General features: G+C 71.9%; 22 protein-coding genes, 2 tRNA genes and 1 other RNA gene. 7 read left to right on the top strand and 18 right to left on the bottom strand.

All coding sequences use genetic code 11. The features are described from left to right. Positions 1-23 precede the first annotated feature (23 nt). The 3 genes from I2501_RS22315 to glgB all read left to right on the top strand — a co-directional run bounded on the left by I2501_RS22315 (position 24) and on the right by glgB (position 5,079). A complete protein-coding gene (locus I2501_RS22315; RefSeq protein ID WP_196195918.1) occupies positions 24-791 on the top strand; it encodes a MinD/ParA family ATP-binding protein in 768 nt (255 codons plus the stop codon). Positions 792-988: 197 nt separating this feature from the next. Next, complete coding sequence (locus I2501_RS22310) at positions 989-3,142, top strand: alpha-1,4-glucan--maltose-1-phosphate maltosyltransferase (protein ID WP_196195917.1); 2,154 nt, start codon at positions 989-991, stop codon at positions 3,140-3,142. Further along, on the top strand, positions 3,025-5,079 hold the full coding sequence (glgB, locus tag I2501_RS22305) for a 1,4-alpha-glucan branching protein GlgB (RefSeq protein ID WP_196196039.1): 2,055 nt from the start codon (positions 3,025-3,027) through the stop codon (positions 5,077-5,079). The genes I2501_RS22310 and glgB overlap by 118 nt, the downstream gene beginning before the upstream one ends. Positions 5,080-5,188: 109 nt before the next feature. Here the strand turns inward: glgB and I2501_RS22300 are convergent. The 4 genes from I2501_RS22300 to I2501_RS22285 all read right to left on the bottom strand — a co-directional run bounded on the left by I2501_RS22300 (position 5,189) and on the right by I2501_RS22285 (position 7,154). Then, a tRNA-Ser gene (locus tag I2501_RS22300) sits at positions 5,189-5,275 on the bottom strand. 74 nt (positions 5,276-5,349) lie between these two features. Continuing rightward, positions 5,350-5,955 (bottom strand): nucleoside deaminase, encoded by a 606-nt coding sequence (locus I2501_RS22295; protein ID WP_196195916.1) that lies wholly within the window; start codon positions 5,953-5,955, stop codon positions 5,350-5,352. Positions 5,956-6,064: 109 nt separating this feature from the next. Then, entirely contained in the window at positions 6,065-6,634 is a 570-nt protein-coding gene (locus I2501_RS22290; protein ID WP_328806542.1) for a tRNA adenosine deaminase-associated protein, read from the bottom strand. Between the two features lie 226 nt (positions 6,635-6,860). Continuing rightward, a complete protein-coding gene (locus tag I2501_RS22285; RefSeq protein ID WP_196196052.1) occupies positions 6,861-7,154 on the bottom strand; it encodes a hypothetical protein in 294 nt (97 codons plus the stop codon). Between the two features lie 140 nt (positions 7,155-7,294). Between I2501_RS22285 and upp the strand changes: the two genes are divergently transcribed. Further along, a complete protein-coding gene (gene upp, locus I2501_RS22280; protein WP_196195914.1) occupies positions 7,295-7,933 on the top strand; it encodes a uracil phosphoribosyltransferase in 639 nt (212 codons plus the stop codon). Positions 7,934-8,036: 103 nt separating this feature from the next. Here the strand turns inward: upp and I2501_RS22275 are convergent, their stop codons facing one another. From I2501_RS22275 to I2501_RS22260, 4 genes are all read right to left on the bottom strand, one after another. Continuing rightward, positions 8,037-8,795 carry a LytR C-terminal domain-containing protein gene (locus I2501_RS22275; protein ID WP_196195913.1) on the bottom strand — a complete coding sequence of 253 codons (759 nt, stop codon included), beginning with the start codon at positions 8,793-8,795 and terminating at the stop codon, positions 8,037-8,039. Positions 8,796-8,923: 128 nt separating this feature from the next. Continuing rightward, positions 8,924-9,220 carry a type II toxin-antitoxin system VapB family antitoxin gene (locus tag I2501_RS22270; RefSeq protein ID WP_030253738.1) on the bottom strand — a complete coding sequence of 99 codons (297 nt, stop codon included), beginning with the start codon at positions 9,218-9,220 and terminating at the stop codon, positions 8,924-8,926. A 15-nt stretch (positions 9,221-9,235) separates the two neighbouring features. After that, positions 9,236-10,429: a hypothetical protein gene (locus I2501_RS22265; protein ID WP_196195912.1), complete on the bottom strand. Its 1,194-nt coding sequence runs from the start codon at positions 10,427-10,429 to the stop codon at positions 9,236-9,238. A gap of 127 nt (positions 10,430-10,556) precedes the next feature. After that, positions 10,557-10,808, bottom strand: coding sequence for a hypothetical protein (locus I2501_RS22260; protein ID WP_196195911.1), 252 nt, complete (start codon positions 10,806-10,808; stop codon positions 10,557-10,559). A gap of 184 nt (positions 10,809-10,992) precedes the next feature. On the opposite strand from I2501_RS22260, the gene I2501_RS22255 reads away from it, so the two are divergent. Both I2501_RS22255 and I2501_RS22250 read left to right on the top strand, forming a co-directional pair. Beyond that, positions 10,993-12,465, top strand: coding sequence for an MFS transporter (locus tag I2501_RS22255; protein ID WP_236046900.1), 1,473 nt, complete (start codon positions 10,993-10,995; stop codon positions 12,463-12,465). 60 nt (positions 12,466-12,525) lie between these two features. Continuing rightward, a complete protein-coding gene (locus tag I2501_RS22250) occupies positions 12,526-14,400 on the top strand; it encodes a S9 family peptidase (RefSeq protein WP_196195910.1) in 1,875 nt (624 codons plus the stop codon). Positions 14,401-14,658: 258 nt separating this feature from the next. Here I2501_RS22250 and I2501_RS22245 read toward each other — a convergent pair whose 3' ends face one another. The 10 genes from I2501_RS22245 to ffs all read right to left on the bottom strand — a co-directional run bounded on the left by I2501_RS22245 (position 14,659) and on the right by ffs (position 25,141). After that, positions 14,659-15,459: an SURF1 family protein gene (locus I2501_RS22245; protein WP_196195909.1), complete on the bottom strand. Its 801-nt coding sequence runs from the start codon at positions 15,457-15,459 to the stop codon at positions 14,659-14,661. 20 nt (positions 15,460-15,479) lie between these two features. Beyond that, on the bottom strand, positions 15,480-16,955 hold the full coding sequence (locus I2501_RS22240; protein ID WP_196195908.1) for a hypothetical protein: 1,476 nt from the start codon (positions 16,953-16,955) through the stop codon (positions 15,480-15,482). After that, positions 16,952-17,596 (bottom strand): SigE family RNA polymerase sigma factor, encoded by a 645-nt coding sequence (locus I2501_RS22235; protein WP_196195907.1) that lies wholly within the window; start codon positions 17,594-17,596, stop codon positions 16,952-16,954. Before I2501_RS22235 ends, I2501_RS22240 begins: the two co-directional genes overlap by 4 nt. Positions 17,597-17,781: 185 nt before the next feature. Then, on the bottom strand, positions 17,782-18,867 hold the full coding sequence (locus I2501_RS22230) for an aspartate-semialdehyde dehydrogenase (protein ID WP_196195906.1): 1,086 nt from the start codon (positions 18,865-18,867) through the stop codon (positions 17,782-17,784). Then, positions 18,864-20,150 carry an aspartate kinase gene (locus I2501_RS22225; protein ID WP_196195905.1) on the bottom strand — a complete coding sequence of 429 codons (1,287 nt, stop codon included), beginning with the start codon at positions 20,148-20,150 and terminating at the stop codon, positions 18,864-18,866. The genes I2501_RS22230 and I2501_RS22225 overlap by 4 nt, the downstream gene beginning before the upstream one ends. Before the next feature lie 517 nt (positions 20,151-20,667). Next, positions 20,668-21,372, bottom strand: coding sequence for a DUF5063 domain-containing protein (locus tag I2501_RS22220; RefSeq protein ID WP_196195904.1), 705 nt, complete (start codon positions 21,370-21,372; stop codon positions 20,668-20,670). After that, positions 21,365-21,964 carry a recombination mediator RecR gene (recR, locus tag I2501_RS22215; protein WP_196195903.1) on the bottom strand — a complete coding sequence of 200 codons (600 nt, stop codon included), beginning with the start codon at positions 21,962-21,964 and terminating at the stop codon, positions 21,365-21,367. Before recR ends, I2501_RS22220 begins: the two co-directional genes overlap by 8 nt. Positions 21,965-22,214: 250 nt before the next feature. Further along, positions 22,215-22,556 carry a YbaB/EbfC family nucleoid-associated protein gene (locus I2501_RS22210; RefSeq protein ID WP_196195902.1) on the bottom strand — a complete coding sequence of 114 codons (342 nt, stop codon included), beginning with the start codon at positions 22,554-22,556 and terminating at the stop codon, positions 22,215-22,217. A gap of 193 nt (positions 22,557-22,749) precedes the next feature. Beyond that, positions 22,750-24,999, bottom strand: a complete 2,250-nt coding sequence (locus tag I2501_RS22205; protein ID WP_196195901.1) for a DNA polymerase III subunit gamma and tau — start codon at positions 24,997-24,999, stop codon at positions 22,750-22,752. Positions 25,000-25,044: 45 nt separating this feature from the next. Further along, positions 25,045-25,141, bottom strand: an RNA gene (gene ffs / locus I2501_RS22200) — signal recognition particle sRNA small type. Positions 25,142-25,261: 120 nt separating this feature from the next. On the opposite strand from ffs, the gene I2501_RS22195 reads away from it, so the two are divergent. Beyond that, positions 25,262-25,346, top strand: a tRNA-Ser gene (locus tag I2501_RS22195). The last annotated feature ends 326 nt before the right edge of the window (positions 25,347-25,672 follow it).

Genomic DNA, 25,672 nt, shown 5'->3' with positions numbered 1-25,672 from the left:
CAAGAAGACGAGCGGGGAGTGCCATGTCGCGCATCATCACCGTGCACTCCTACCGAGGAGGCACCGGGAAGTCCAGCACGGCGGCGAACCTGGCCCTGTTGCTCGCGGCGAAGGGCCGCCGGATCGCGGTGGTGGACACCGACATCCAGACGCCGACGCTTGACGTCATGTTCGATCTCGGCGAGCCGCCGCTGCGCCGGTCTCTGACGGACTATCTGATCGGCCGTTGCGAGATCGAGGACGCCGCCTACCCGGCCCGCACCGACATCGGCAACGACGGTCTCTTCCTGGTGCCGGCGAGAAGCCGCACGGCCGGCATCAGCGAGATCATGGGGCGGGGCTACGACGTCGGGCTGCTCCGTGAGGGTTTCGACCGGCTGGTCGACTCGCTCGCCCTCGACCTGCTGCTGCTGGACACCCACGCGGGCTTCAACAACGAGACGGTCACCGCGATGGCGAGCTCCGACTGCCTGGTGATCATGACCAGGGCCGACCGGCTCGATCTCGCGGGCGCCCGGGAGACCACCGCGCTGGCCGACCGGCTCGGCTGCGGTCCGCGCAGCATCGTGGTCAACATGGCCCCGGACGGAGTGGTCCAGGACCGGATCCGGGCCGAGGCCGAGGCCGCGTACGGCTGTCCCGTCACCGCGGTGCTGCCCTACGCGCCGGAGATGGCCGCTCTGGCCGGCGAACGCCTGATCACCACCGCCTATCCGCAGCACCGACTGGTGGCCGGCTACCGCGCGGTGCTCGCGGCGATCACCGACGAGAACAGAACTGTCCGTCGCTGAGCGGGCCCCGACCTCCGAGAGTCCCGACCTCTGAGAGTCCCGAGCTCCGAGAGTCCCGACCTCGGAAAGTTCCGAGAGTCCCCGACCTCTGAAAGTGCAGTCGCGTACCTCCGGCCTGTCGGGCCCCGGCAGCGATGCTGGGGCCCGTCCGGTTCCGTCGATCCCAGCAACCGCACTCCGGTGCGAGGAGGCAACAGATGAAAGGCCAGACGGCGCAGCGCAGCGCAGCGCGCCGCCAGCAGTCGGCACTGTCCGGCTCCCCGGCCCCGAGCCGGACGTCCCCGGCGCCGGAACCGCCCCGCCGCCCCGTCGCCGTCCCGGGCGTCGGCCGGATCCCGGTGGTCGACGTGCGCCCCTGTGTGGACGGCGGAGCCCGCCCCGCGCGAGCGGTGCCCGGCGAGGTCTTCGCGGTCTCCGCGACGGTCTTCCGCGAGGGCCATGGCGCGGTCGCCGCGAACGTCGTGCTGACCGACCCGGACGGCCGGACCGGGGGCTGGTTCCCGATGCGTCTGCTCGCCCCCGGCACCGACCGCTTCTCGGCGTCGGTCTCCGCCGACCGGGAGGGCGACTGGACCTACCGGGTCGAGGCGTGGGCCGACCCGTTCGCCACCTGGCGGCACGCGGCCGAGACGAAGATCCCGCTCGGCATCGACCAGGAGCTGGTGCTGGAGGAGGGCGCCCGGCTGCTCGAGCGGGCGGCCGAGGCCCGCCCGGCGCAGGACCCGGCGCGACCGCTGTTCACCGGCCTGGCCGAGCTGGTCCGCGACAGCCGGCTGTCCGGGGGCGAGCGGCTGGCCGCAGTGCTCGCCCCCGAGGTGCTCGACCGTCTCGACGCCCAGCCGCTACGCGACCTGGTCACACTCTCGGCGGAGCTGCCGCTGCGGGTGGACCGCGAACGGGCGCTGTACGGCGCCTGGTACGAGTTCTTCCCGCGTTCCGAGGGGGCGGTCCCCGGCCGGGAGCCCGACGACGGCGACGAGGGCGCCGAGCCGCGCTCCGGCACCCTGCGCACCGCCGCGGAACGGCTCGGAGCGATCGCCGACATGGGCTTCGACGTGGTCTACCTGCCGCCGGTGCACCCGATCGGCAGAAGCCACCGCAAGGGCGCGGGCAACGCGCTGACCGCCGGCCCGCACGACCCGGGCTCGCCCTGGGCGGTGGGTTCCGAGGCCGGAGGCCACGACGCGATCCATCCGGACCTCGGCACCCTCGACGACTTCGACTTCTTCGTCGGGCGCGCCGCGGAGCACGGCCTCGAAGTGGCGCTCGACTTCGCCCTGCAGTGCTCGCCGGACCACCCCTGGGTGACCGAGCACCCGGAGTGGTTCTCACACCGGCCGGACGGGACGATCGCCTACGCGGAGAACCCGCCGAAGAAGTACCAGGACATCTACCCGATCGACTTCGACGCCGACCCCGAGGGCCTGCTGGCCGAGTGCCTGCGACTGCTGCGGCACTGGATGGCGCACGGTGTGCGGATCTTCCGGGTGGACAACCCGCACACCAAGCCGGTCGCCTTCTGGGAGCGGCTGATCGCCGAGATCCACGCCACCGACCCCGACGTGCTCTTCCTGGCCGAGGCGTTCACCCGGCCGGCCATGCTCAAGTCCCTGGCCAGGGTCGGTTTCCACCAGTCCTACACCTACTTCACCTGGCGCAACTCCAAGGACGAGGTCGAGTCCTACCTCGGCGAACTGGCGGGCCTTACCGGCACGGAGAGCGCGGCCTACCTGCGGCCCAACCTGTTCGTGAACACTCCGGACATCCTCAACGCCTACCTCCAGTACGGCGGGCGGCCGGCCTTCGAGATCCGGGCGGTGCTGGCCGCCATGGCCGCACCGACCTGGGGGCTCTACTCGGGCTTCGAGCTCTGCGAGAACCTGGCGGCCGGGCCCGGCAGCGAGGAGTACCTGAACTCCGAGAAGTACGCCTACCGGCCCAGGGACTGGGCCGGAGCGGAGGCGGCAGGGCGCTCCCTGGCCCCGCTCGTGCGCACTCTCAACCAGCTGCGCCGCGCCCACCCGGCCCTGCACCAGCTGCGGAACCTGAGGTTCCATCGGACCGACAACGACGCCGTCGTCTGCTTCTCCAAGTTCTCCCGGGTCCCCACACCCGGTGGCGGCGAGAAGACGGACTGGGTGCTCGTCGTGCTCAACCTCGACCCCCACAGCGTCCGCGAGGCGACGGTCTTCCTTGACCTGCCCGAACTGGGGCTGGAACGGACCGAGACCCTCTGGGTCCGCGACGAACTGACCGGCGAGAGCTACCAGTGGGGACGGGACAACTACGTCCGTCTCGACCCCCGGCACCAGGTCGCCCACATCCTCACCGAAAGGGGCGTGCCGGCGTGACGACCCGCACCGCACCGGCGCCGGACGCGCTGCTCGGCGAACTCGACCTGCACCTGCTCCGGGAGGGGCGGCACGAGCAGTTGTGGCGCGTGCTCGGCGCCAACCGCCGTGGTCACGTGCCCGGGACCGGCGAGTCCGTGTCCGGCGAGTCCGGCACCGGCGAGGTCGGCACCGCCGACGTCCAGGGCGTCTCGTTCGCCGTCTGGGCGCCCAACGCCCGTGCGGTGCGAGTGGTCGGCGACTTCAACGACTGGGACGGCAGCGCCCATCCGCTGCGCCTGCTCGGGGACGGCGGGGTCTGGGCGGGCTTCGTCCCGGGCGTGCCCGACGGCTGCCGCTACAAGTACGAGATCCTCACCCGGCAGGGCCGTTGGATCCAGAAGGCGGATCCGCTGGCCGCGCACGCGGAGTCCGCCCCGGGCACCGCATCCCGGGTCTTCACCTCCGACTACGCCTGGGGGGACGCGGACTGGATGGCCGAGCGAGGGCGGCACTCCGCGGAGCGCGCCCCGATGAGCGTCTACGAGCTGCATCTGGCGTCCTGGCGCCCGGGCCTGAGCTACCGTCGGCTGGCCGAGGAACTCCCGGCCTACGTCAAGGCGCTGGGCTTCACGCACGTCGAACTGCTGCCGATCGCCGAGCACCCCTTCGGCGGCTCCTGGGGCTACCAGGTCTCCTCCTACTACGCGCCGATGTCCCGTCTGGGCGACCCGGACGACTTCCGGTTCCTGGTGGACAGCCTGCACCAGGCCGGCATCGGCGTGATCCTGGACTGGGTGCCGGCCCACTTCCCCAAGGACGACTGGGCGTTGGCCCGCTTCGACGGCACCCCCCTGTACGAGCACCCCGATCCGCGGCGAGGCGAGCACCCTGACTGGGGCACGCTGATCTTCGACTTCGGACGCCCCGAGGTCCGGAACTTCCTGGTGGCCAACGCGGTCTACTGGTGCCAGGAGTTCCACGTCGACGGCCTGCGCGTGGACGCCGTGGCCTCCATGCTCTACCTCGACTACTCGCGCGGCGAGGGCCAGTGGCAGCCGAACGCGCACGGCGGCCGCGAGAACCTGGAGGCGCGGGCCTTCCTCCAGGAGATGAACGCGACCGTCTACCGACGCTGCCCCGGCGTGGTGACCATCGCGGAGGAGTCCACGGCCTGGGACGGGGTGACCCGCCCTACCGACCACGGCGGCCTGGGATTCGGGCTCAAGTGGAACATGGGGTGGATGCACGACACCCTCGGATACATGGCCGAGGACCCGGTCAACCGGCAGTACCACCACCACGCCATGACCTTTCCCATGGTCTACGCCTACTCCGAGAACTACGCCCTGCCGATCAGCCACGACGAGGTGGTGCACGGAAAGGGCTCGCTGCTGGGAAAGATGCCCGGCGACCGATGGCAGCGCTTCGCCAACCTGCGCGCCTACCTGGCCTTCATGTGGGCCTTCCCGGGCAAGCAACTGCTCTTCATGGGACAGGAGTTCGCCCAGGAGTCGGAGTGGTCCCACGACCTGGGCCCGGACTGGGCGGCGCTCCAGGACGCCGCGCACGCGGCGGTCCGCCGCCTGGTACAGGACCTGAACCGGCAGTACCAGGCACTGCCCGCGCTGTGGAGCCAGGACAGCGACGCGGCGGGTTTCCGCTGGATCGACGCGGACGCGGTCCAGGAGAACACCTACTCCTTCATCCGGTACGACCAGGACGGTGAGCCGCTGGTCTGCGTCTTCAACTTCCAGCCCAGCGCTCGTCCCGGGTTCCGGCTGGCGCTGCCCGAGTCCCTGGCGGGCAGCAGGTGGGTCGAGGTCCTCAACACCGACGCAGCCGCGTACGGGGGCAGCGGCGCGGTCAACCCGGGCCCGCTGCACGGCGACGGCGCGTCGCTCTCGCTTCTGCTGCCCCCGCTGGGAGCGGTCTGGCTCCGCCCCGACCGCTCCTGAGCCTGCCTCAGATGGGCCCGCCGAAGGGCTACTGAGACCAGAACTGGGACCGTGACGACGAAGGGCCCCGACCGCATCGGTCGGGGCCCTTCGTTCTTACTGCTCAGAGCGGTAGCGGTGGGATTCGAACCCACGGTGAAGTTGCCCCCACACACGCTTTCGAGGCGTGCTCCTTTGGCCGCTCGGACACGCTACCGTGGGACAGCCTACCGGACGTCGCGCTGTGCTCCTAAACGGGTTTCGGGCCGCGCCACGGGTGGGTGACGCAGGTCACTCGCGGTGGGTCTCGAAGAAGGCGCGGAGCTGCTCGGAGCAGGTGTCGGCGAGGACGTCCGAGATGACCTCGGGGCGGTGGTTGAGGCGTCGGTCGCGGATCACGTCCCAGAGCGAGCCTGCGGCGCCCGCCTTCGGGTCGAGGGCGCCGTAGACGACGCGGTCGAGCCGGGAGAGGACGATCGCCCCCGCACACATCGTGCAGGGCTCCAGGGTGACCACCAGCGTGCAGCCGGAGAGGCGCCAGCTGTCCTCGCCCGGCGTTCCGCCCGTCGGCTCCCCGCCGCGCGCCGCGGCCTGGCGGGCTGCGGCGGCCTCGCGGATGGCGAGGACCTCCGCGTGGGCCGTCGGATCGCCCACGGCCTCGCGGGCGTTGTGGCCGCGGCCGATGACCGCCCCGGACGGGTCGAGGATCAGCGCGCCGACCGGGACGTCGCCGGTCGCCGGAGCCAGCGCGGCCTCGTCGATGGCGAGGCGCATCGCCGGCTCCCAGCGGTCCCGTACCGGGTCGGGCCGACGGCGCGGCGCTGCCGGGGGCAGCGCCGACCACGGCGAGGGCGGGACGGACGGGACGGGGACGGGCGGCTGCGGCTGACCGGGCATGCGACCAGTCTGACCGAACCGCCCACCGTGCCGAACCGCAGAGCTCCCGAACCGCCCGCCGTTCCGAACCGCAGAGCTATCGAACCGCCCGCCGTTCCGAACCGCAGAGCTACCGGACGGCCTCCAGCACCTCGCCGCAGCCCAGGGCGTCGGCGATCTCCGTGAGGGCCTCGCCCGGCACCGAGCCCTCGGCGGCCAGGTCCATCAGCTCCTTGGCGCCGACGCCGAACTCGATCAGCAGGCCCACGTCGCCCAGCGGGGCGTTCGGGATGGCCTCGCGATCATCGGCGTCGTCGTCCTCGTCCTCGTCGCCGTCCTCGGCGGAGTCGGTCGCGGCGTCCTCGTCGTCCAGGTCCACCACCAGGTGGTCCAGGTCGTCGAGGTCGTCGTCGCCGTCACGGCCCAACAGCTCCTCGGTCAGGATCAGCTCCCCGTAGGCGCTGCGTGAGGCGGCGGCCGCGTCGGAGACGAAGACGCGCGGGTCCTCCTCGCCGTCCACGCGGACGACGGCGAACCAGGCGTCCTCCTGTTCGATGAAGACCAGCACGGTCTCCTCGTCCCCGGCGGCCCCACGTGCCAGGTCGGCCAGGTCGGCGAGGGTTTCGACGTCGTCGAGATCGGTCTCGCTCACGTCCCACCCGTCCTCGGTGCGAGCGAGCAATGCAGCGAAGTACGCCACCAGCGACTCTCCCAGGTCATTGGCCGTCAGGACCGGCAAGCGGTCCGGGGCGACCAGGAAGGGACGCCCTATCGGCATCGTGACAGAAAGGAGCGCCGCGCGGGGAGTGTTCGGGTGCGCGTCTTCGCTGGTCGTGTCGAGGAGTTGGGAACTTGTGACGAAGATCCGAGCAGTGCTCGCTGTTGGTGGAAGGTCTCTTTACCGGTGAGTTGCGGTCCGTGACGAGCTAGAAACGGAACGTGCGCATCCGAGCGGCCTGCCGCATCCGCGCTGCTTTGGTCCGTCGCGGGTGCACCCGCTCGCGCAGTTCGCGCGCCTCGGCGAGCTCGCGGAGGAAGACCGCGCGCCGCCGACGCCGCTCGGCCGGGGTCTCCGGCTTCGACTCCGGTTCGGCCTCAGGCGTGTCGTCGTCCTTCTCCGCTGAGGTGGGCGACCCGGACGACGCGGCCTGGGCACGCCGCTTGCGCGCCGGACGGGCGCGCTGCTGCTCCGTCTCGGCGGAGCGCTTCGGCTTGGCCATCGTCGGTCGGCCCCTCGGGTCGCTCGGGTCGTCCTGGTGCTCGGGTCGCTCGGGGAGAACGTCCTACCTACTCTCCCTCGCCGATCTGGCCTACACCACTCCGTCGCCGGGCCCCCGCCGCTCGGGATAATGTCCTGTCTATGCGGATTCATGTCCTGGACCACCCCCTGGTCGCGCACAAGCTGTCCACGCTGCGCGACGAGCGCACCGACTCACCGACCTTCCGTCGTCTGACGGACGAGCTGGTGACGCTGCTGGCCTACGAGGCAACCCGGGACGTGCGGACCGAGCAGGTGGAGATCACCACCCCGGTCGCGGTCACCACCGGCGTCAAGCTCAGCCACCCGCGTCCCCTGGTCGTGCCGATCCTGCGTGCCGGGCTCGGCATGCTGGACGGGATGACCCGGCTGCTGCCCACCGCCGAGGTCGGCTTCCTCGGCATGGTGCGCAACGAGCAGACGCTGGAGGCGTCCACCTACGCCACCCGGATGCCCGACGACCTGTCGGGTCGCCAGGTCTACGTGCTCGACCCGATGCTGGCCACCGGCGGCACGCTGGTGGCGGCGATCCGGCTGCTGATCGAGCGTGGCGCGGACGACGTCACCGCCATCTGCCTGCTGGCCGCGCCGGAGGGCGTGGCGGTGCTGGAGAAGGAGCTGGCCGGACTGCCGGTCACCATCGTCACCGCGGCGGTCGACGACCACCTGAACGAGCACGGCTACATCGTCCCGGGCCTGGGCGACGCGGGCGACCGCCTCTACGGCACCGCCGGAGACTGAGGGCCCGTAGGTAGAAGCCGCGTAGGAACGCTGTAGACGCCAGGAACGCAGTGAGGGCCGGTCCGTTCGGACCGGCCCTCACGCGTGAGCGTTCAGCGGCGGCTCAGCAGTGCGCGCCCGCCGTCGGGGACGGGGAGGCGGCGACCGCGAGGGCCTGTGCGGCCTGAGCCGGAGTCACCAGCGCGGTGAAGCCGTTGCCGATGTAGAGGTCGACGCTGCCGTCGGCGCGGGTGTCGTGCGTCGCCGTCGCGCCGGAGAGCTCGGAGCCGAGCAGGGTCATCGCGTTCTTGCCGCCGGTGCCGCCGGTGATCTGCGCGCTACCGGTGATCTTGTTCTCCAGCGTGGCCGGAGCGTTGCCGATCTTGCCGATGGTGAAGCCGCGCTGCTTGAGGGAGGCCGCCGTCTGCGCCGCCAGACCGGCGTGGCCGGTGGCGTTGTAGACGTTCACCGTGAAGGCGCTCAGCTGCGGGAAGCCGTTCGGCACCACGAGCGGCACGGCCGACGCCGACGCGCTTGCGGCGCCTGAGGCGCCCGTGCCGGCCGACGCACTCGCGCCGGGGCTCGCCGCGCCGCTGGCCGAGGGGTGCGCGGACGCCGACGCGCCCGGCTTGGCCGCGTCCCCTCCGCCCGCCGCCGCGGCGGTGTTGGCATGGGTGCAGTTGCTGCCCGCGGCCTCGGGTTTCTTCTTCGCGCCGAAGACGGTGACCAACTGGACCGTGCCCCAACCGACCAGGGCCACCGCGACGACCGCTGCGACGATCTGCAGCACCCGGCGGCGCTTCTGTCCCGGCCGGGACAGCCGTGGGTAGGCCTTCCCGCTGATGCGGTACTGCTTTCCCTTGAGGCCTGGGGGAGTCAACATGCTCACAGCGGGTGGCCCCCTTGTGCGCTGGGCTGTGATTGCCGTCTTACGGGTGTTGAGCTCACAGTAGACCGCGCGACCCGCACTTTGCCTGCGCAGGAGTACTAACGGATGATCAGTGAACCCGTTCAGTCCATTTCCAGCACGCGGGCGTGCAGGACCTGACGCTGTTGCAGGGCCGCTCGGACGGCTCGGTGGAGGCCGTCCTCCAGGTACAGGTCGCCCTGCCACTTGACCACGTGGGCGAAGAGGTCGCCGTAGAAGGTGGAGTCCTCCGCGAGGAGGGTCTCCAGGTCGAGCTGGCCCTTGGTGGTGACCAGTTGGTCAAGTCGGACCGGACGCGGTGCGACGTCCGCCCACTGGCGGGTGCTGACCCGGCCGTGGTCGGGGTACGGCCGCCCGTTGCCGATGCGCTTGAAGATCACACGGAAAGCCTACCGTTAAAGGCCAAGCGCCGCGCCGATCCGGTCGAGTGAGGACAGCCGCATCAGCCCGTAGTGGTAGAACTCGACCTCCGGGACGCCGAGATCGCGCAGGATCGCGACCTTGGCGGCCAGGTTCTCGGCGCTGTCGCAGTCCTCCGCCATGGGGCGCAGGATCACGGCCAGCGCGCCGGGCTTCACGCCGTGCAGCGCGAACGCGGAGACCTTCTCCCGCACCTGTTCCGGCGTCGGCGCGTAGCCGAGCGTCTCCACCTGCGGGACCACGGCCGCGAGTGACGGCAGGTCGATCCCGGACAGCCAGCCCTTGCCCGGTCCGTCGCCGTCCATGAAGGTGAGCCGCATGCCGAGCCCTTCGGCGGTCTCAGCCGCCTCCTTGGCGAGCGAGGTGACGGTCGCGGCCGAGGCGTCGACGTAGGCGGCGACCGCTCCGTCGGCGAGCTCGTCCAGGCGGCACGGTTCGCACGCGACCCGCTCGTCGGTCAGCCGGGCGCGGATCTCGGCGCGCACCTGCTCGCGCACCGCATCGGCGGGAACGCCTGCGGTCTGCGCGGCCGCCCGGCAGTGCGCGCAGAAGCAGAGGCCGAGCAGGGCCTCCGCGACCGGGCCGAGATGCTCGAAATAACGTTCGTGGTGGTAACCGTGACGCAGTCCGTGGAAGTGCAGCGACTCCGCCCGGATCGCGTCCACGCCGTAGCGGGCGTGCTCGGCGACGAGCGTCGTCACGTACTCGCGCACCTCCGGGTTGGCCGGGCAGAGCTCGGTGAGGTGGCGGTCGCCGAAGGCGTTCTCCGGCGCGCAGTCGGGGTGCTGGAAGCCGAGCCGGTCGTTGTGCAGGAAGACCGTCCAGGCGTGCAGCTTCATTCCGCGTGCCTGCGCCTCGGCCGCGGCGAGTGCGAACGGGTCGAGGCCGTCGCCGTCGCCGGCGGCGCCCGCGTCGTCGAGCGCCGTGGACGGGGTGGGCCGCAGCCGGCGTCCGGCCCAGGCCGCCGGGTCCGGGCGGAAGTAGGCGGCGCCGGGTTCGAGGTAGCGCAGCACCCGGCGCGGGTTGTGCGGGAAGACGTCACGGGCCTCGTGGTAGACGGAGGCCAGGGTCACCCCGCCGACGCCGGCGCGGTCGGCCAGGTTGCCGAAGAAGGCGTCGGGCCCCTCGTCCAGCAGGTCGGTGGCGAAGGCGAGGACGGACGACTCCACGGCGGTGCTCCCAGCGTTCCGGTGTTGCCGCGTTCGGGACGCGGTGCCACGCGGCACGGCCGTGCGCGATGGTCACCGCGCGGTGCGGGCGGACGGCCCCACGCTAGCGAGCGGCACGGCGGTTGGTCTAGACCTGAGCCGTCGCGTGGGCCGATCCGATTGGGGTGGGGGTCGGACGCTCCTGGGCCTGCGCCGGATTGGGCAGCAGCGCCGTGGCGGCGGCCAGCCCCGCGGTCACCAGCACGGCCGCGACGACGCCCGCCCGGCGACGCGTGCGGGGGTCGAGCGCGTGATGTCCGGTGTGCGTCGTGTCCGTGCGCGCCGTGTCGGTGTCCGGGGCGTCGGTGTCTGTTCCGGCCTTGGTGCGGCTCTCGTTCATCTGCGTCTCGCCTCCATGGTGACCAGGCTCCCGCGCCGAGCTCGTGGTTCGGTGCGGCATCGGTCACAGCTGCGCTACAGCGCCCCAGCTCACGGCGTCGGGGACGGGTGCGAGGCAGGCGTCCCAGCAGTCGGACGGTTGCATCCCCTTCCGAATATGTCTGCCGCAGAGATAAAATGAAGGTATGGCCCCCAGCGAAACGCCCCAGCTCCCGCTCCCGCGGGTGATGCCGCGCGGGTGGGCGCTGCTGACCCAGGAGCGCCCGCGACCCGGGCGGATACGCGACCACGCGTGGGCGTGGCGGCTCGCGGTGGCCACCGTCTGCTTCGGCGCGTTCATGGGCCAGCTCGACGCCACCATCGTCACGCTCACCTACCAGGCGCTCGGCAGGCAGTTCCACGCCGGGCCCGCCGCCGTCGAGTGGGTGTCGCTGGCCTATCTGCTGACCCTGGTCGCCCTGCTGGTGCCGGTCGGGCGGTTCTCCGACGCGCACGGCCGGAAGCTGATGTACCTCTACGGCTTCGGGGTCTTCACCCTCGCCTCGGCGGCCTGCGGGCTCGCCCCGACCCTCGCCGCGCTGGTCGCCTTCCGCGTGGTCCAGGCCGTCGGCGCGGCGCTGATGCAGGCCAACAGCGTCGCCCTGGTCACCACCAGCGCCCCGCGCGAGCGGATGCGGACCGCCCTCGGCATGCAGGCCGCCGGTCAGGCCATCGGGCTGGCGCTCGGCCCGACTGTGGGCGGCGCGCTGGTCGCCACGCTGGGCTGGCGCTGGGTCTTCCTGGTCAACGTCCCGGTCGGGATCGTCTCCCTGATCGCCGGGCACTACCTGCTGCCGCGCACCCGGCAGCGCCGGACCGGCACGCGGGTCGACGGCGTCGGCGTGCTGCTGCTGGCGCTGACCAGCACCAGCCTGATGCTCGGCCTGTCGGTCTTCTCCGGCCTGGGCTGGCCGCTCTGGTCGGCTGCCGTGCTGGCCGTCGCCACCGTCCTCGCCGGCTGGCTGCTGATCCGCCGTCAGCGGACCAGCGCCCAGCCCCTGGTCGACCTTTCGCTGCTGCGCTCCCGGCCGGGGCGGCCGGGGATCGGCCTCGGCCTGCTCAGCGGACTCTGCGGGTACCTGGTGCTGTTCGGCCCGCTGGTGCTGGTGCCGGTGGTGCTGTCCCGGCAGGGCGTCGGCGTGATGACCTCCGGGGTGGTGCTGACCGCGCTGCCGCTCGGCTTCGCGCTCGCCGCGACCACCGCCGACCGGCTGCTGCCACGCGGCCTCGACGACCACCGCCGGGCGTTCCTCGGCACCGCGCTGACCGTCGCCGCGCTGGCGCTGCTGACCGTGCTGCCGATGACGACGACGGTGCTGCCGCTCGTCCTGGTCCTGCTGGGCCTGGGCCTCGGGGTCTTCACGCCCGCCAACAACACCCTGGTGATGGGCGCGATCCCGGCCGAGTCGGCGGGCACCGGCGGCGGCATGGTCAACATGGGCCGCGGTCTCGGCACCGCGCTCGGTGTGGCCGCGGTGACCCTGATGCTGCACGTGGTCCCCGGGATGTCGGGCGAACGCGCGGCGGCCGCGGTGCTGCTGGCCTTCGGCCTGCTGATGATCCCTGCGGGCCGGATCGGCGGGAAGTCGGGCGCACGATGGGTGCGGCGCAGCGCGTGAAGAAGGCAAAGGGCCGATGCGGGGGGTGACGTCGGCGGCTCGTGCCCGATGATGGTCGGCATGAGCAGCGACGTGAGCAGCGACGTGAAGCAGAGCAACGCGGCCGCGACGGCGGCGTTCGATTCCCTCCCTCCGTGGGAGCAGCGCTTCCGCGCCGCGAGAGTCGGGCTGCCGGAGTGGGCCGAGGACGCCCCCGAGCGGTCCCTGTTCGTCTCCAACGCCACCGGCACCTACGAGGTCTACGCCTGGAACCGCGCCGACGGCGCCCAGCGCCGGGTGACCGACCGCCCGCACGGTACGACCGAGGCGACGCTCACCCCGGACGGCGAGTGGATCTGGTGGTTCGACGACACCGACGGCGACGAGTTCGGCGTCTGGCGTCGTCAGCCGTTCGCGGGCCCGGCCCCGTCGGCAGGTGCCGAGCGGGACGAGGAGGCCGTGCCCGGTCTCGCCCCCTCCTACCCGGCCGGTCTGGCCCTGGGCCGTCGCGGGGAGGCCGTCGTCGGCCGCTCCACCGACGAGGAGGGGTCCACGCTGCACCTGGTCCGTCCGGGCCTTGCGCCGCTGGAGATCTACCGGCACCGCGAGTCCGCAGGCGTCGGCGACCTCTCCCACGACGGCGCGCTGATCGCCGTCGACCACACCGAGCACGGCGACGCCATGCACTCCGCGCTGCGCGTGCTGCGCATCAACCCCGCGGGCGACGGCGTGGACGTCGTCGCCGAACTGGACGACGCCACCGGCCGCGAGGAGGCACTGGGCCTGTCCTGCCTCGGCTTCGCGCCGCTGCCGGGCGACGCCCGGATGCTTGTCGCCCACCAGCGCCGAGGCCGCTGGGAGCCGCTGATCTGGGACACCGCGACCGGTGCGGAGCAGGAGATCGTGCTCGACCTCCCCGGCGACGTCACCGCCGAGTGGTACCCGGACGCGAGCGCGCTGCTGATCGAGCACACCTACCGCGCCCGCAGCGAGCTGCACCGCTACGACCTCGCCTCGGGTGAGCTCACCGCGCTGCCTACCTTGCCCGGCACGGTCTCCGGCGCGTCCGCCCGCCCGGACGGGACCGTCGAGTTCCTCTGGTCCTCCTCCGAGCAGCCCCCGGTGGTGCGGAGCACGACCGGCGAGGTCGTGCTGGCCGCGCCCGGCCCGCAGGCGCCGCCGTCGGTCGCGGTCGAGGACGTCTGGGTCGACGGCCCCGGCGGTCCCGTCCACGCCCTGGTCCAGCGCCCGGCCGACGCCCCGGCCGGTCCGCTGCCGTGCGTCTTCGAGATCCACGGCGGCCCCACCTGGCACGACAGCGACGCGTTCGCGGCGGGGCCGGCGGCCTGGGTCGACCACGGCTACGCCGTGGTGCGCGTCAACTACCGCGGATCCACCGGCTACGGCCGCGCCTGGACGGACGCGCTGCGGCACCGCGTCGGCCTGATCGAGCTGGAGGACATCGGCGCGGTCCGCGAGTGGGCGGTCTCCTCCGGCCTGGCCGACCCGGAGCGGATCATCCTCTCCGGCGGCAGCTGGGGCGGCTACCTCACCCTCCTCGGCCTCGGCACCCAGCCGGACGCCTGGGCGCTGGGCCTGGCGGCGGTCCCGGTCGCGGACTACGTCACGGCGTACCACGACGAGATGGAGGCCCTGAAGGCGATGGACCGCACGCTGGTCGGCGGCACGCCCGAGGAGGTCCCGGCCCGCTACGCGGCGTCCTCGCCGCTGACGTACGCGGCGGACCTCAAGGCGCCGGTCTACATCAGCGCGGGCGTGAACGACCCGCGCTGCCCGATCCGGCAGATCGAGAACTACGTCACCGAGCTGGAGAAGCTGGGCAAGCGCTTCGAGATCTACCGCTACGACGCCGGCCACGGCTCGCTGGAGGTCGAGGAACGGGTCAAGCAGCTCCGCCTTGAGCTCGATTTCGTCGCGCGCCACCTGCCTCGTTAAGGGCGACGGTCGCTGGTGCAGGTAGTTGCACTATCAGGGGCGCGGGGCTCTGCTGATGTGCGGCTCCGCCGCGTGGGCGCGACAAGCTCAGCTCTCGCTCCTGCAGGTAGTTGCACTGTCAGGGGCGCGGGGAACTGCGCGACAAGCCACCGACGTGCGGTTGGTCCTCACTGCGCAGGGCCCATTCGCACAGGGTGGTTGCTCGCGCAGTTCCCCGCGCCCCTGAGGTAAGTGCAACTTTCCCGTCTGCAAAAGGGTTCAGGACAGGCCCAGCTCGCGGTCCCTGATCTGCTCCGCCTCCCGGCGGACGAAGCGGAACCACATGAAGACCACGAACCCCGCGAAGACGAACCACTGCCCCACGTAGCCCAGGTTCTGTATCGCCGACAGGCTGAGGCTGGACCCGGTGTCCGACGCCGCCGTCTGGGAGACGGGGAGCGCGGTCAGTCCGGCCGTGCCGGACACGCCCGCGTCGAGGGAGACCCAGCCGTTCCAGACGGTGTACGGCAGGACGTTGACCAGGGTGGTGGGGGAGATCATGCCGAGCTCACCGCTCGGCAGCGTCCCGCTGGAGATCGCTCCCGTCGAGTCCTCGGTCTCCGCCGCCTGCAGGCGGCCCGTCACCGAGACCGTGCCGGTCGGCGCCGCGGGCGCGTGCGCGGGCGTGCCGGGCAGCCACCCCCGCACCACCGGCACGTACGTGGCCGAGCCCGCGCTGGAGGCGTCCAGCTTCAGCGGGGTGAGGATCAGCGAGCCGTTGCGCCCGTTCAGCTGGCGCTGCGGAACGACGAACTGGTGCGCCGCGTCGTAGGTGCCCGTGAACGAGACCCGCAGCCCGGCGTCGTTGCCGACGCCGTTCCGGTCGCCGGAGGCGATCATCGGGGCCAGGGCCGAGGGCGCCGCGTCGGCCGAGGCGAGCGCGGCCTGCTGCTTCTGCGCGTGGCTGTGCAGCTCGAAGCGGCTGAACTGCCACATGCCGAGGAGGATGCAGACCGGCACGGCGACGAGCGCCAGCAGCGTGAGGCCGAGCCAGCGCGGAGTCAGAAGGAACCGGTACACCCGACTACGGTAACCACCCGCTATCGCGGCGCGGCGAGCGGGTCCGTGCGGTAGACCGTGCCCGCACAGGCCCCGGACAGGGTTGTGCTGGCCGCCACCTGGCCGCCGCTCGTCGGCATGAGGGCGAGGACCACGCTGGGGCTGCCCGGGGTCCCGGTCGGGCCCCCGCCGGTACCGCCGGTGCCCGTGCTCGTGGGCGTGCCCGTCGGGCCGCCGCTGCCGCTCGTGCCTCCCGAACCCCCGGTGCCGCCCGAGCCGCCGGTGCTGCCGGACGCGCCACCGGTGGTGGAGGCCGTTTCCGGGGTCGGGCTGACGCTCGGACTGCCGGAGGGCACACTTGGGTCGGGCCCCGCGCAGGAGGCCGGAACCCAGGCGAAGTCGATCACGTAGGACTGGCCGGGCTCCAGGCTGACCGGGGGATGCTGCGGATCCGTGGCCGGCAGACCCGTGGCCGGGTCGCCCGAGGTGTGCGGCTGCACGCTGAACCGCGACGCCTCCGTGCCGACGGCGTCCTGCACCTGGATCACGCCGGGCTGGCTGACCTGGCACGGGCTGCCGGACGTGTTGCTGACCGCGAACGAGCCGTAGACGACACCGGAGGAGTCCGGCTGCGCCAGACCCGCCGCGCCCTGGCCGAGCTGGGAGCGGGCGCACTCCGGCAGCGTTCCCGTGCCCAGCTGGGTGTGCGTGGCGTCGTTCGTCGCGACGGAGGTCACACCGCCGGACGGCAGCGGGACCAGCACGCCGCCGGGCGTCTGCCCGGGCAGCAGCGTGGCGACGACCGAACCACCGGTCGTCGCGCCGCCGCTCGTACCGGAGGAGGGTCGGCCGGTCCGGTCGCCGCTCGGGCTCGGGGTAGCCGAGCCGGAGGCCTGGCCGCCGGCTGCGGACGTCTGGGTGGTGGTGACGTTGTCGACGCCGATCGAGTGCATCGCGGTCAGCCCGAACAGCGCGAGCGAGGCGGCCACGGCCGCGCCCCCGTACGCGCGCCTGCGCAGGGCGCGACGCTGGGGGACCGCGCGCCGCAGGTGCTCCAACGAGCCGGGGGCCGGGCGCAGGTCACCCACCGAACCGTGCAGGCGACTGCGCAGCGCGGCGCCGAAGGGGTCCTCGTCCAGTTCGAGCAGCCCCTTGTCGAGGTCGAACAGCTCGTCGTCGACCTGGCCGACGGCCGGCGAACTGGATGACTTCAGCGGCCCGGGCGACTCCAGCGGCCCGGAGGACTTCAGCGGCCCGGACGACCCGTGCGAGCGCAGCGGTCGCAGCGGACGCAACGGGCGCAGCGGTCCGAGCGGACGGAGCTGCCCGAGAGGGCGCAGTTGTTCCAGTGGACGGTGGAGCCAGAGAGGCGTTGCTCGTGGGGGCGCGACCGGAACCGGCGGCGTCGTCTCTGCCGACGCGACGGCTGCGTCGTCCGGACCCGTGGCACCGGCGGACTGACCGCCGGACCCGGGTCGAACCACGCGCAGGTAGCGCGAGCGCTTGTCCGCGCTCACGACTGCCTCCCCTCGCCGGTGCCCGGCATCTCGTTCCCGGCGTCCATCGTGACTCGCAGGGCGGCCAGCCCCCTCGAACCGTAGGCCTTGACCGAGCCTACGGAAATGCCGAGGGTGTCCGCGACCTGGGCCTCCGTCATGTCGGAGAAGTAACGCAGCACCAGCACCTCGCGTTGGCGGCGCTGCAGACCTCGCAGCGCCACGATGAGCTCGTCCCGCTCCAGCGCGTCGTAGGCGCCCTCCTCGGCGGAGGCCATGTCCGGCATCGGCTTCTGGAGCAGGCGCAGGCCGATGATGCGGCGGCGCAGCGTGGATCGGGAGAGGTTGACCACGGTCTGCCGCAGGTACGCCAACGTCTTGTCCGGATCGCGCAGCCGCCTCCTGGCGGAGTGGACCCGGATGAACGCCTCCTGCACGACGTCCTCGCAGGACGCGGTGTCGTCCAGCAGCAGGGCGGCGAGGCGGAGGAGGGACGCGTAGTGGGCCTGGTACGTCTCGGTCAGGTGGTCGACGGAGGCGCCGACGGCGACCGTCGTCGCATCGCCGGCCGGCAGTACGTCCTGTGTACGACCGGCACGCGTGTGTGTGAACGGTGCGGTCATCGGAAGCACCAGGCTTTGCGGCACGCCAGTTGGACGCATGACCCGCCCCGAGGGTTGTACGTCACCCGGTCCCTCCGTGACACCGTGTTCAGGGGCACTACGGTACGGGGCGTCCAACCGGCACGGAAGCTGGTTCCGGGGTCTGCACGAACTCCCCCTTAATCAGGCGAACACTGCACGCAACATCGTTACGGGGTTCGATCGCCGCTCAGGGGGAGTCGCACTCAGGCGTGTTGGGCCGACCCGGCGGGCTCCTGCGCGATCAGCTCGGCAATCTGCACGCAGTTCAGCGCGGCGCCCTTGCGGAGGTTGTCCCCGCACAGGAACAGCTCCAGTGCGTGCGGGTCGTCCAGGGAGCGGCGGACCCGGCCGACCCAGGTCGGGTCGGAGCCGACGACGTCCGCCGGGGTCGGGTACTCGCCCTTCGCCGGGTCGTCGTAGACGATGACACCCGCCGAGGAGTCCAGGATCTCCCGGATCCGGGCCACGTCCGGCTCGTTGTCGAAGACCGCGTGGACGGTCAGCGAGTGGCCGCTGACGACCGGGACGCGCAGGCAGGTCGCCGAGATCCGCAGCTCGGGCAGGCCGAGGATCTTGCGGGTCTCGTTGCGCAGGCCCAGCTCCTCGCTCGACCAGCCGTCCTCGCCGGCGTCGCCGGCCCAGGGCAGCAGGTTGAGCGCCAACGGGGCCTCGAACGGGTCGTCGTCCTGCTCGGAGACCGCGCGGCGCAGGTCGCCGGTGCGGGAGCCGACGGTCGGGTCGCCGGCGACCTCGGAGGTCTGGCGACGCAGGGTGTCGATGCCGATTCGGCCGCGGCCGGACGCGGCCAGCGCCGCGGTGACGACCAGCTCGCGCAGGCCGAACTCGGCGTGCAGCGCGGCCAGCGCGACCGTCAGCACCAGCGTCGAGCAGCGCGGAGCGGCGACGATGCCCAGGCGGCGCATCCGGGTCGCCGACGGGTTGATCTCCGGCACGACCAGCGGCACGTCCGCGTTGAGCCGGAACGCCGCGGAACCGTCCACGGCGACCGCGCCCGACTCGACCGCGAGCGGGGCCCAGATCCGGACGACGTCCTCGGGCGCCTCGAACAGGACCACGTCGACGCCCTCGAAGCAGCCAGGTTCGAGCACGCGGATCGGCTCGTCACGGCCGAGCACCGGGATCGTGGTGCCGACGGCGTCGGACGAGGCGAACAGCCGCACCTCGCCCCAGACGTCGGCTCGGGTGGCGAGCAGGTCCACCAGGACCCGCCCGACGGCGCCGGTGGCGCCGACGACGGCCAGCGTGGGCCGTCGTCCGGACGTGCTCATCGGCCGGTGCCTCCGTAGACGACTGCCTCGTCGTTCTCGCTGTCCAGACCGAAGGCGCTGTGCACCGCCTGCACGGCGGCGGTGACGTCCTCGGCGCGGGTGACCACGGAGATGCGGATCTCGGAGGTGGAGATCAGCTCGATGTTGACGCCGGAGGCCGACAGCGCCTCGAAGAAGGTCGCGGTGACGCCCGGGTGCGAGCGCATGCCTGCGCCGACCAGGGAGATCTTGCCGATCTGGTCGTCGTAGCGGAGCGATTCGAAGCCGATGCCCTCCTGGACCCGCTCCAGCGCCTCGATCGCCTTGCGGCCCTCGTTCTTCGGCGCCGTGAAGGAGATGTCGGTCAGACCGGTCGACGCGGCGGAGACGTTCTGGACCACCATGTCGATGTTGATCTCGGCGTCCGCGACTGCGCGGAAGATGCGGGCGGCCTCGCCCGGCTTGTCCGGGACGCCGACGACGGTGACCTTCGCCTCGGAGGTGTCGTGGGCCACACCGGAGATGATGGCCTGCTCCATGTCGGATTCGCCCCCTTCGGGCTTGGTCAGCTGCTTGTTGGAGACCCAGGTGCCGGTCAGCCCCGAGAAGGACGAGCGGACGTGGATCGGCATGTCGTAGCGTCGCGCGTACTCGACGCAGCGCGCAAGCAGCACCTTGGAACCGGACGAGGCCAGCTCCAGCATGTCGTCGAAGGCGATCCAGTCGATCTTGCGAGCCTTCTTCACCACGCGCGGGTCGGCGGTGAAGACGCCGTCCACGTCGGTGTAGATCTCGCAGACCTCGGCCTCAAGGGCGGCGGCCAGCGCGACGGCGGTGGTGTCGGAGCCGCCGCGGCCCAGCGTGGTGATGTCCTTGGAGTCCTGGGAGACGCCCTGGAAGCCGGCCACGATGGCGATGTTGCCGTGGTCGAGCGCGGCACGGATGCGGCCGGGCGTCACGTCGATGATGCGGGCCTTGTTGTGGACCGAGTCGGTGATGACACCGGCCTGGCTGCCGGTGAACGACTGGGCCTCGTGGCCCAGCGTCTTGATCGCCATCGCCAGCAGGGCCATGGAGATGCGCTCTCCGGAGGTCAGCAGCATGTCGAGCTCGCGGCCGGCCGGGAAGGGCGAGACCTGCTCCGCGAGATCGATGAGCTCGTCCGTCGTGTCGCCCATGGCGGACACCACGACGACGACCTCATGGCCGGCCTTCTTGGTGTCGACGATCCGCCTGGCGACCCGCTTGATGCCCTCGGCATCCGCTACGGATGAGCCGCCGTACTTCTGCACGACAAGGCCCACGTGCGCTCCTCGACTCTTGTGGTCCGGGCCCGGGCGAGGCGTTCCGCGGCGGGCCTGTGGTCGTTCGTCAGTCTAGCGAGCGCGATGGTGGGAAAGGGGTGTGTCCGAAGGCTGATACGGCTGTATCACACTGCGATCATCGCGAGTTCGGGTTGCGTTCGGGATGACGTGGGCCGCGGCGGAAGATTTTCCGGCGGCGGGGGAGGCATCTGCCGGATTTGCGGACGGAACGGGACGGAGCAGGTCGCGGGGTGGGCGGCTGTGCCTTTGGACACATTCTGCGCGGGCGGCGGACGCGGCGGCGGAGACGGCGGCGGATGCGGCGGGGTGCGCGGTCGAGGGTGGGGTGGGGTACGGAGGCACGGGCGGGGCGCGTGCCTCCGGCGGCGGCGCGCCGGAGACGCGGCTGACCCCGGCTCGGGCCGTGCCGGACGTCGGGACGAGGTGCGGCAGCGGTTAGCGATTGCTGGCCGGGGTCAGTGGGGGCGTAGGCGAGGCGTGCAGATAAACGTGCTGGTCAGAGGCCGAGTTCGGCGGCCATGAGGTCGCCCGCCTGCTGCTCCAGCTGTTCGTCTGTCAGGCCGTCGTGGTCCGTGTCCGTCCCGTCCACCGGAGCGGAGATCGGGCTGTCCATCCGGACGTGCGCGACCAGCGACTGCAGCGCGCGCAGCACGCTGGTGGCCGTGGACCCCCAGTTGGCGAGGTACGAGAACTGCCACCACCACAGCGCCTCGGAGACCCGGCCCTCGCGGAAGTGCACCATGCCGTGCCGCAGCTCGGTGACCACCTCGGCCAGGTCGTCCGAGATCCGGCACGGGACCGGCTTGTCCGGCGGCCCGTACGGGTCGAAGACCTCGTGGTAGACGTCGATCGGCGCGAGCAGCTGGGCCAGCCGCTGGCGCAGCTCGTCCTCGTCCGCGTCGGGCTCGGTGTCCGGCTCGTAGCGGTCCTCGGGGAGCACGTCCTCGATGGCGCCCAGGCGTCCGCCGGTCAGCAGCAGCTGGGAGACCTCAAGCAGCAGCAGACTGATCGCGCTGCCGGGCTCGTCGCCCTTGGCGATCTCCGGTACGGAGAGCAGGAAGCTCTGCACCGAGTCCGCGATCTGCACCGCGAACTCGTCGGGCAGGGCGTCGATGGGCAGCCCGTCGTCGTGCGCCGTCGGCGACTGCGCCGAGTGTGGCAACGGCAACGGCGTGGGCGGCGTGGCGCTGGCGTCAGACATCGAGAAGTCGTCTCCCTTCGAAGGCCCGCCCGAGGGTGACCTCGTCGGCGTACTCCAGGTCTCCCCCTACCGGCAGCCCGCTGGCAAGCCGGGTCACCTTGAGACCCATCGGCTTGAGCAGCCGGGCCAGATAGGTGGCGGTGGCCTCCCCCTCCAGGTTGGGGTCGGTGGCCAGGATCAGCTCGGTGACGGTTCCGTCCGCGAGCCGGGTCATCAGTTCGCGGATCCGCAGGTCGTCGGGCCCGACGCCCTCGATCGGGCTGATCGCCCCACCGAGCACGTGGTAGCGGCCGCGGAACTCGCGGGTCCGCTCGACCGCGACGACGTCCTTCGGCTCCTCGACGACGCAGATCAGCGACGGGTCGCGACGCGGATCCTGGCAGACGCGGCACAGCTCGGACTCCGAGACGTTGCCGCAGACGGTGCAGAACCGCACCTTCTCCTTGACCTCGGACAGGGCGTGCGCGAGCCTGCGCACGTCCACCGGATCGGCCTGCAGGATGTGGAAGGCGATCCGCTGCGCGCTCTTGGGCCCGACGCCGGGCAGTCTGCCCAACTCGTCGATCAGGTCCTGGACCACGCCCTCGTACACGCCGCGCTACCTCTGCTCTCGTGCTCTCGTCACCGTTTGTGCTGCTGCTTGTGCCTGCTCGTGCAGGCTGTGCTGCCCGTGCTGCCCGTGCTGCTCGGGTGTCTGCGGCGCTCGTCGCGCTGCGCCTTTTCGGGGCCCATCATCCTCCGGTTCGGACCCCTGTCACACCGTCGCGACACGCTCACTTCGGGCGCGCCCGGGTGCTGATTCTGCTCGGGCAGGTTCGGGCGGGCTCGGATGTTGCTTGGGTTCAGAAAGGCAGGCCGGGGATTCCGCCGCCGCCCAGGCCCTGTGCCAGCGGCCCGAGCTTCTCGGCGGCGGCACGCTGCGCGGCGGCCGTTGCGTCACGCACGGCGGCCAGCACCAGGTCGGACAGCGTCTCGGTGTCCTCGGGGTCGACCGCCTTCGGGTCGATGACCAGGGCCTTGAGCTCACCGGCACCGCTGACCGACGCCTTGACCAGGCCGCCGCCCGCCGACCCGTCGAACACCGCCGCGGCCAGGTCGGCCTGCGCACGGGCAAGCTGCTGCTGCATCTGCTGGGCCTGCTGAAGCAGGGCCTGCATGTCGGGCTGGCCACCACCGGGGAACATGGGCGCTCCTGTCGTGCCTCTGTCCGGGCTGCCGCACCTGAGTTGCCGCACCCGAGTTGCTGTACTTACTTGCTCTTGCTGTACGTGAAGGCGAGCCTACGTGGTCGCCGTGTCGGATCTGCGTCAGTCGCGTGGATGCCTGTGGCCGATCTCAACAGTTGCTTGTCAGCGGCTCGTCGTCAGTGGCTCGTTGTCAGCGGTTCCGTTCGATCTCCTCGATCACCGTCGCGCCGAGCTCACGGATGATCAGGTCAGGGCCGGAGACGGACGTGGTGGTGTACTCCGGGATGTCCTCGTCCGGGTCGAACGGGGGCGGCATGTCGTCGTCGTCCGGGCCGTCGTACGGGGGTGGCGCGGACGGCATGGGCGCGGAGGGTGCCGGTGCCATCTGGGCGGGGGCGCTCGGCCGTTGTGCCGGGGCCGGGGCCGGGGCCTGTGTCTGGGGCTGGATCGGTGCCGGTGCCGGTGCGTGCACCTGCGGGTTCGTCGGCGGCGACGACAGCGAGGACGCGGGGGCGGCCGGGCTCTGGCCCTGGACCTGTCCCTGGCTCTGGCCGAAGGGCGCGGGGGCTGCGGAGCGCGCGGTCTGCGCAGCCTGCGCGGCGGGCGGGAACGACCCGCCGCCACCACCGGCACGCGGCGGAACCCCGCCCCCTCCGCCGAAGCCACCGTTGCCGGTGGCACCGCCGCCGGAACCGCCGTTGGTCGGGCCGATCAGGCACTCGACCTTCCAGTTCACGCCGAGGGACTCCTGCAGCGCCTGGCGCAGGATCTCGTCATGGCCGCCGTTGACGAAGCCGTCCCGGGTGCCTGCGTGTTCGAACGCGAGTTGCAGCGCGCCACCGTCGAAGCCCGCGACCTGGGCCTGCTGCAGCAGCATCCAGGTGACCCGGCGGCGGCCCTTCACCGCGTCCAGGATCTGCGGCCACATCTGCCGGATCTGCGTGGCACTCGCGCCGGAGGCCTCGGGGGAGGGCGCGGCAGGAGCGGCCGGGGCAGCAGGCGTGGGGGCAGGGGCTGGGGTAGGTGCCGCAGCCGGGGTGGCAGGCGCGGGGGCCGGCTGAGGTGCGGCCTGGCCGAAGCTCGGCGTCACCGGCCAGGCCCCAGGCGTGTGGCCCGGCGCGGCGGCCGGAGCGGGTGCAACGACCGGGGGGCTCATCGGTGCAGGCGTGGTTGCGGGCACCGGCGCCGGGACGGCTGCCTCGGTGAACACGGGAGCGGGCGCCGTACCGGCGGTTCCCGCCACGCCGGTCCCACCGGCGACAGCCGCGACGCCGGCCGACAGCGTGGAGCGCCGCTCCAGCTTCTCCAACCGGGCCTGCGTCGACGTCTCGTCCGTGAACGCGCTCGGCAGCATCACGCGCGCGCAGATCAGTTCGAGCTGCAGCCTGGGCGAGGTCGCGCCGCGCATCTCGGTGAGACCGGTGTTGACGATGTCCGCGGCCCGGCTCAGCTCGGCCGAGCCGAAGCGCTGTGCCTGCTGTTCGAGGAGCGCGACTCGATCTGCGGGCGCGTCGATCAGGCCCTTCTCACCCGCGTCCGGCACGGCGGAGAGGATCACCAGATCCCGCAGCCGCTCCAGCAGATCGGCGACGAAACGTCGCGGGTCGTGGCCGCCCTCGATCACGCGGTCGACGATGCCGAAGACGGTGGCGCCGTCCTGCTGCGCGAAGGCGTCGACGATCTCGTCGAGCAGCGCGGCGTCCGTGTAGCCGAGCAGCGACGTGGCCATGGTGTACGTCACACCGCGCTCGTCGGCCCCGGCGAGCAGCTGATCCATGACGGACATCGAGTCACGCACGGAGCCCGCGCCAGCGCGGACGACCAGCGGATAGACGGAGTCCTCGACCTGGATGCTCTCGCGACCGCAGACGTCGGCGAGGTAGTCGCGCAGCACGCCCGGAGGCACCAGCCGGAAGGGGTAGTGGTGCGTGCGGGAGCGGATCGTCCCGATGACCTTCTCGGGCTCGGTGGTGGCGAAGATGAACTTCAGATGCTCCGGCGGCTCCTCGACGACCTTCAGCAGGGCGTTGAAGCCGGCCGTCGAGACCATGTGGGCCTCGTCGATGATGTAGATCTTGTAGCGGCTGGAGGCGGGCGCGAAGAACGCCTTCTCCCGCAGGTCACGCGTGTCGTCGACACCACCGTGCGAGGCGGCGTCGATCTCGATCACGTCGATCGACCCGGGCCCGCCACGGGCCAGGTCGACGCAGGACCGGCACTCGCCGCAGGGCGTCGGGGTGGGGCCCTGCTCACAGTTCAGGCACCGGGCGAGGATGCGCGCACTTGTCGTCTTGCCGCAGCCGCGCGGCCCGCTGAAGAGATAGGCGTGGTTGACCCGGTTGTTCCGCAGCGCCTGCTGGAGCGGCCCGGTCACGTGCTCCTGCCCGATGACCTCGGCGAAGGTCTCGGGTCGATACCGGCGATAAAGAGCGAGCGACACGACACCGACCCTAACGGTCCCCACCGACAAATCGGTGGCCTACAACGCAAGGACCCCCCGTGCACCCGCCAGAGCTCACCTACCCTTGCTGCCTTCCGGCCCTGGGGGGGTTCAGCGAGATAGCGCCACACGAGGGGCTGACCCCCACAGTACCGGATCCCGGCCCCACTCTTCACCGCCCCTCCGCCCCACGCCGGGCCGACCTCCCACCTGCGTCGACCGTGTGCACGAGCACTCCCAAACATCTAGTAAGCTCTCCCACGGAGGATTCGCCTAGAGGCCTAGGGCGCACGCTTGGAAAGCGTGTTGGGGGCAACCCCTCACGAGTTCGAATCTCGTATCCTCCGCACCCGCCCACCTGGGCAAACGAAGGCCCCGACTGCTGAGCAGTCGGGGCCTTCGCGATCTTCCGTCTCAGTTTCCGTCTCGGTTGTGCGGAGATGAAGCGCTGGACGAGCCTGCCTCAGGTAGGTCCAGCGCCGAGGGGCTGAGCCCCACAGCGGGCTGCGCTCCCGCTCGACCGTGTGTCGGCCCGTACCGGCAACGGAGCCAAGCTCATGGCCATTACGTGCACCGGGGCGCGTCGCCGTCGGCATGATGGACGTGACTGGGTGGCAGCTGAGCACACTTTGCCGGGACCGGTTGCCAGGCCTCGTTGATCGGCTTGTCAACG

The organism is Streptacidiphilus fuscans (genome assembly GCF_015690355.1).
Lineage (GTDB): Bacteria > Actinomycetota > Actinomycetes > Streptomycetales > Streptomycetaceae > Streptacidiphilus > Streptacidiphilus fuscans.
This window is presented reverse-complemented; position numbering and strand designations above follow the sequence as displayed.

Bases quoted from the DNA above. Each gene is read 5' to 3' on its own strand.
- I2501_RS22285 (WP_196196052.1), bottom strand. From the start codon at position 7,154: ATGGCCAAGCCGAAGCGCTCCGCCGAGACGGAGCAGCAGCGCGCCCGT.
- I2501_RS22255 (WP_236046900.1), top strand. From the start codon at position 10,993: ATGGCCCCCAGCGAAACGCCCCAGCTCCCGCTCCCGCGGGTGATGCCG.
- upp (WP_196195914.1), top strand. From the start codon at position 7,295: ATGCGGATTCATGTCCTGGACCACCCCCTGGTCGCGCACAAGCTGTCC.
- I2501_RS22235 (WP_196195907.1), bottom strand. From the start codon at position 17,596: ATGCGTCCAACTGGCGTGCCGCAAAGCCTGGTGCTTCCGATGACCGCA.
- I2501_RS22275 (WP_196195913.1), bottom strand. From the start codon at position 8,795: ATGTTGACTCCCCCAGGCCTCAAGGGAAAGCAGTACCGCATCAGCGGG.
- I2501_RS22310 (WP_196195917.1), top strand. From the start codon at position 989: ATGAAAGGCCAGACGGCGCAGCGCAGCGCAGCGCGCCGCCAGCAGTCG.
- I2501_RS22315 (WP_196195918.1), top strand. From the start codon at position 24: ATGTCGCGCATCATCACCGTGCACTCCTACCGAGGAGGCACCGGGAAG.
- I2501_RS22250 (WP_196195910.1), top strand. From the start codon at position 12,526: ATGAGCAGCGACGTGAGCAGCGACGTGAAGCAGAGCAACGCGGCCGCG.
- I2501_RS22220 (WP_196195904.1), bottom strand. From the start codon at position 21,372: ATGTCTGACGCCAGCGCCACGCCGCCCACGCCGTTGCCGTTGCCACAC.
- I2501_RS22230 (WP_196195906.1), bottom strand. From the start codon at position 18,867: ATGAGCACGTCCGGACGACGGCCCACGCTGGCCGTCGTCGGCGCCACC.
- I2501_RS22295 (WP_196195916.1), bottom strand. From the start codon at position 5,955: ATGCCCGGTCAGCCGCAGCCGCCCGTCCCCGTCCCGTCCGTCCCGCCC.
- I2501_RS22210 (WP_196195902.1), bottom strand. From the start codon at position 22,556: ATGTTCCCCGGTGGTGGCCAGCCCGACATGCAGGCCCTGCTTCAGCAG.
- I2501_RS22260 (WP_196195911.1), bottom strand. From the start codon at position 10,808: ATGAACGAGAGCCGCACCAAGGCCGGAACAGACACCGACGCCCCGGAC.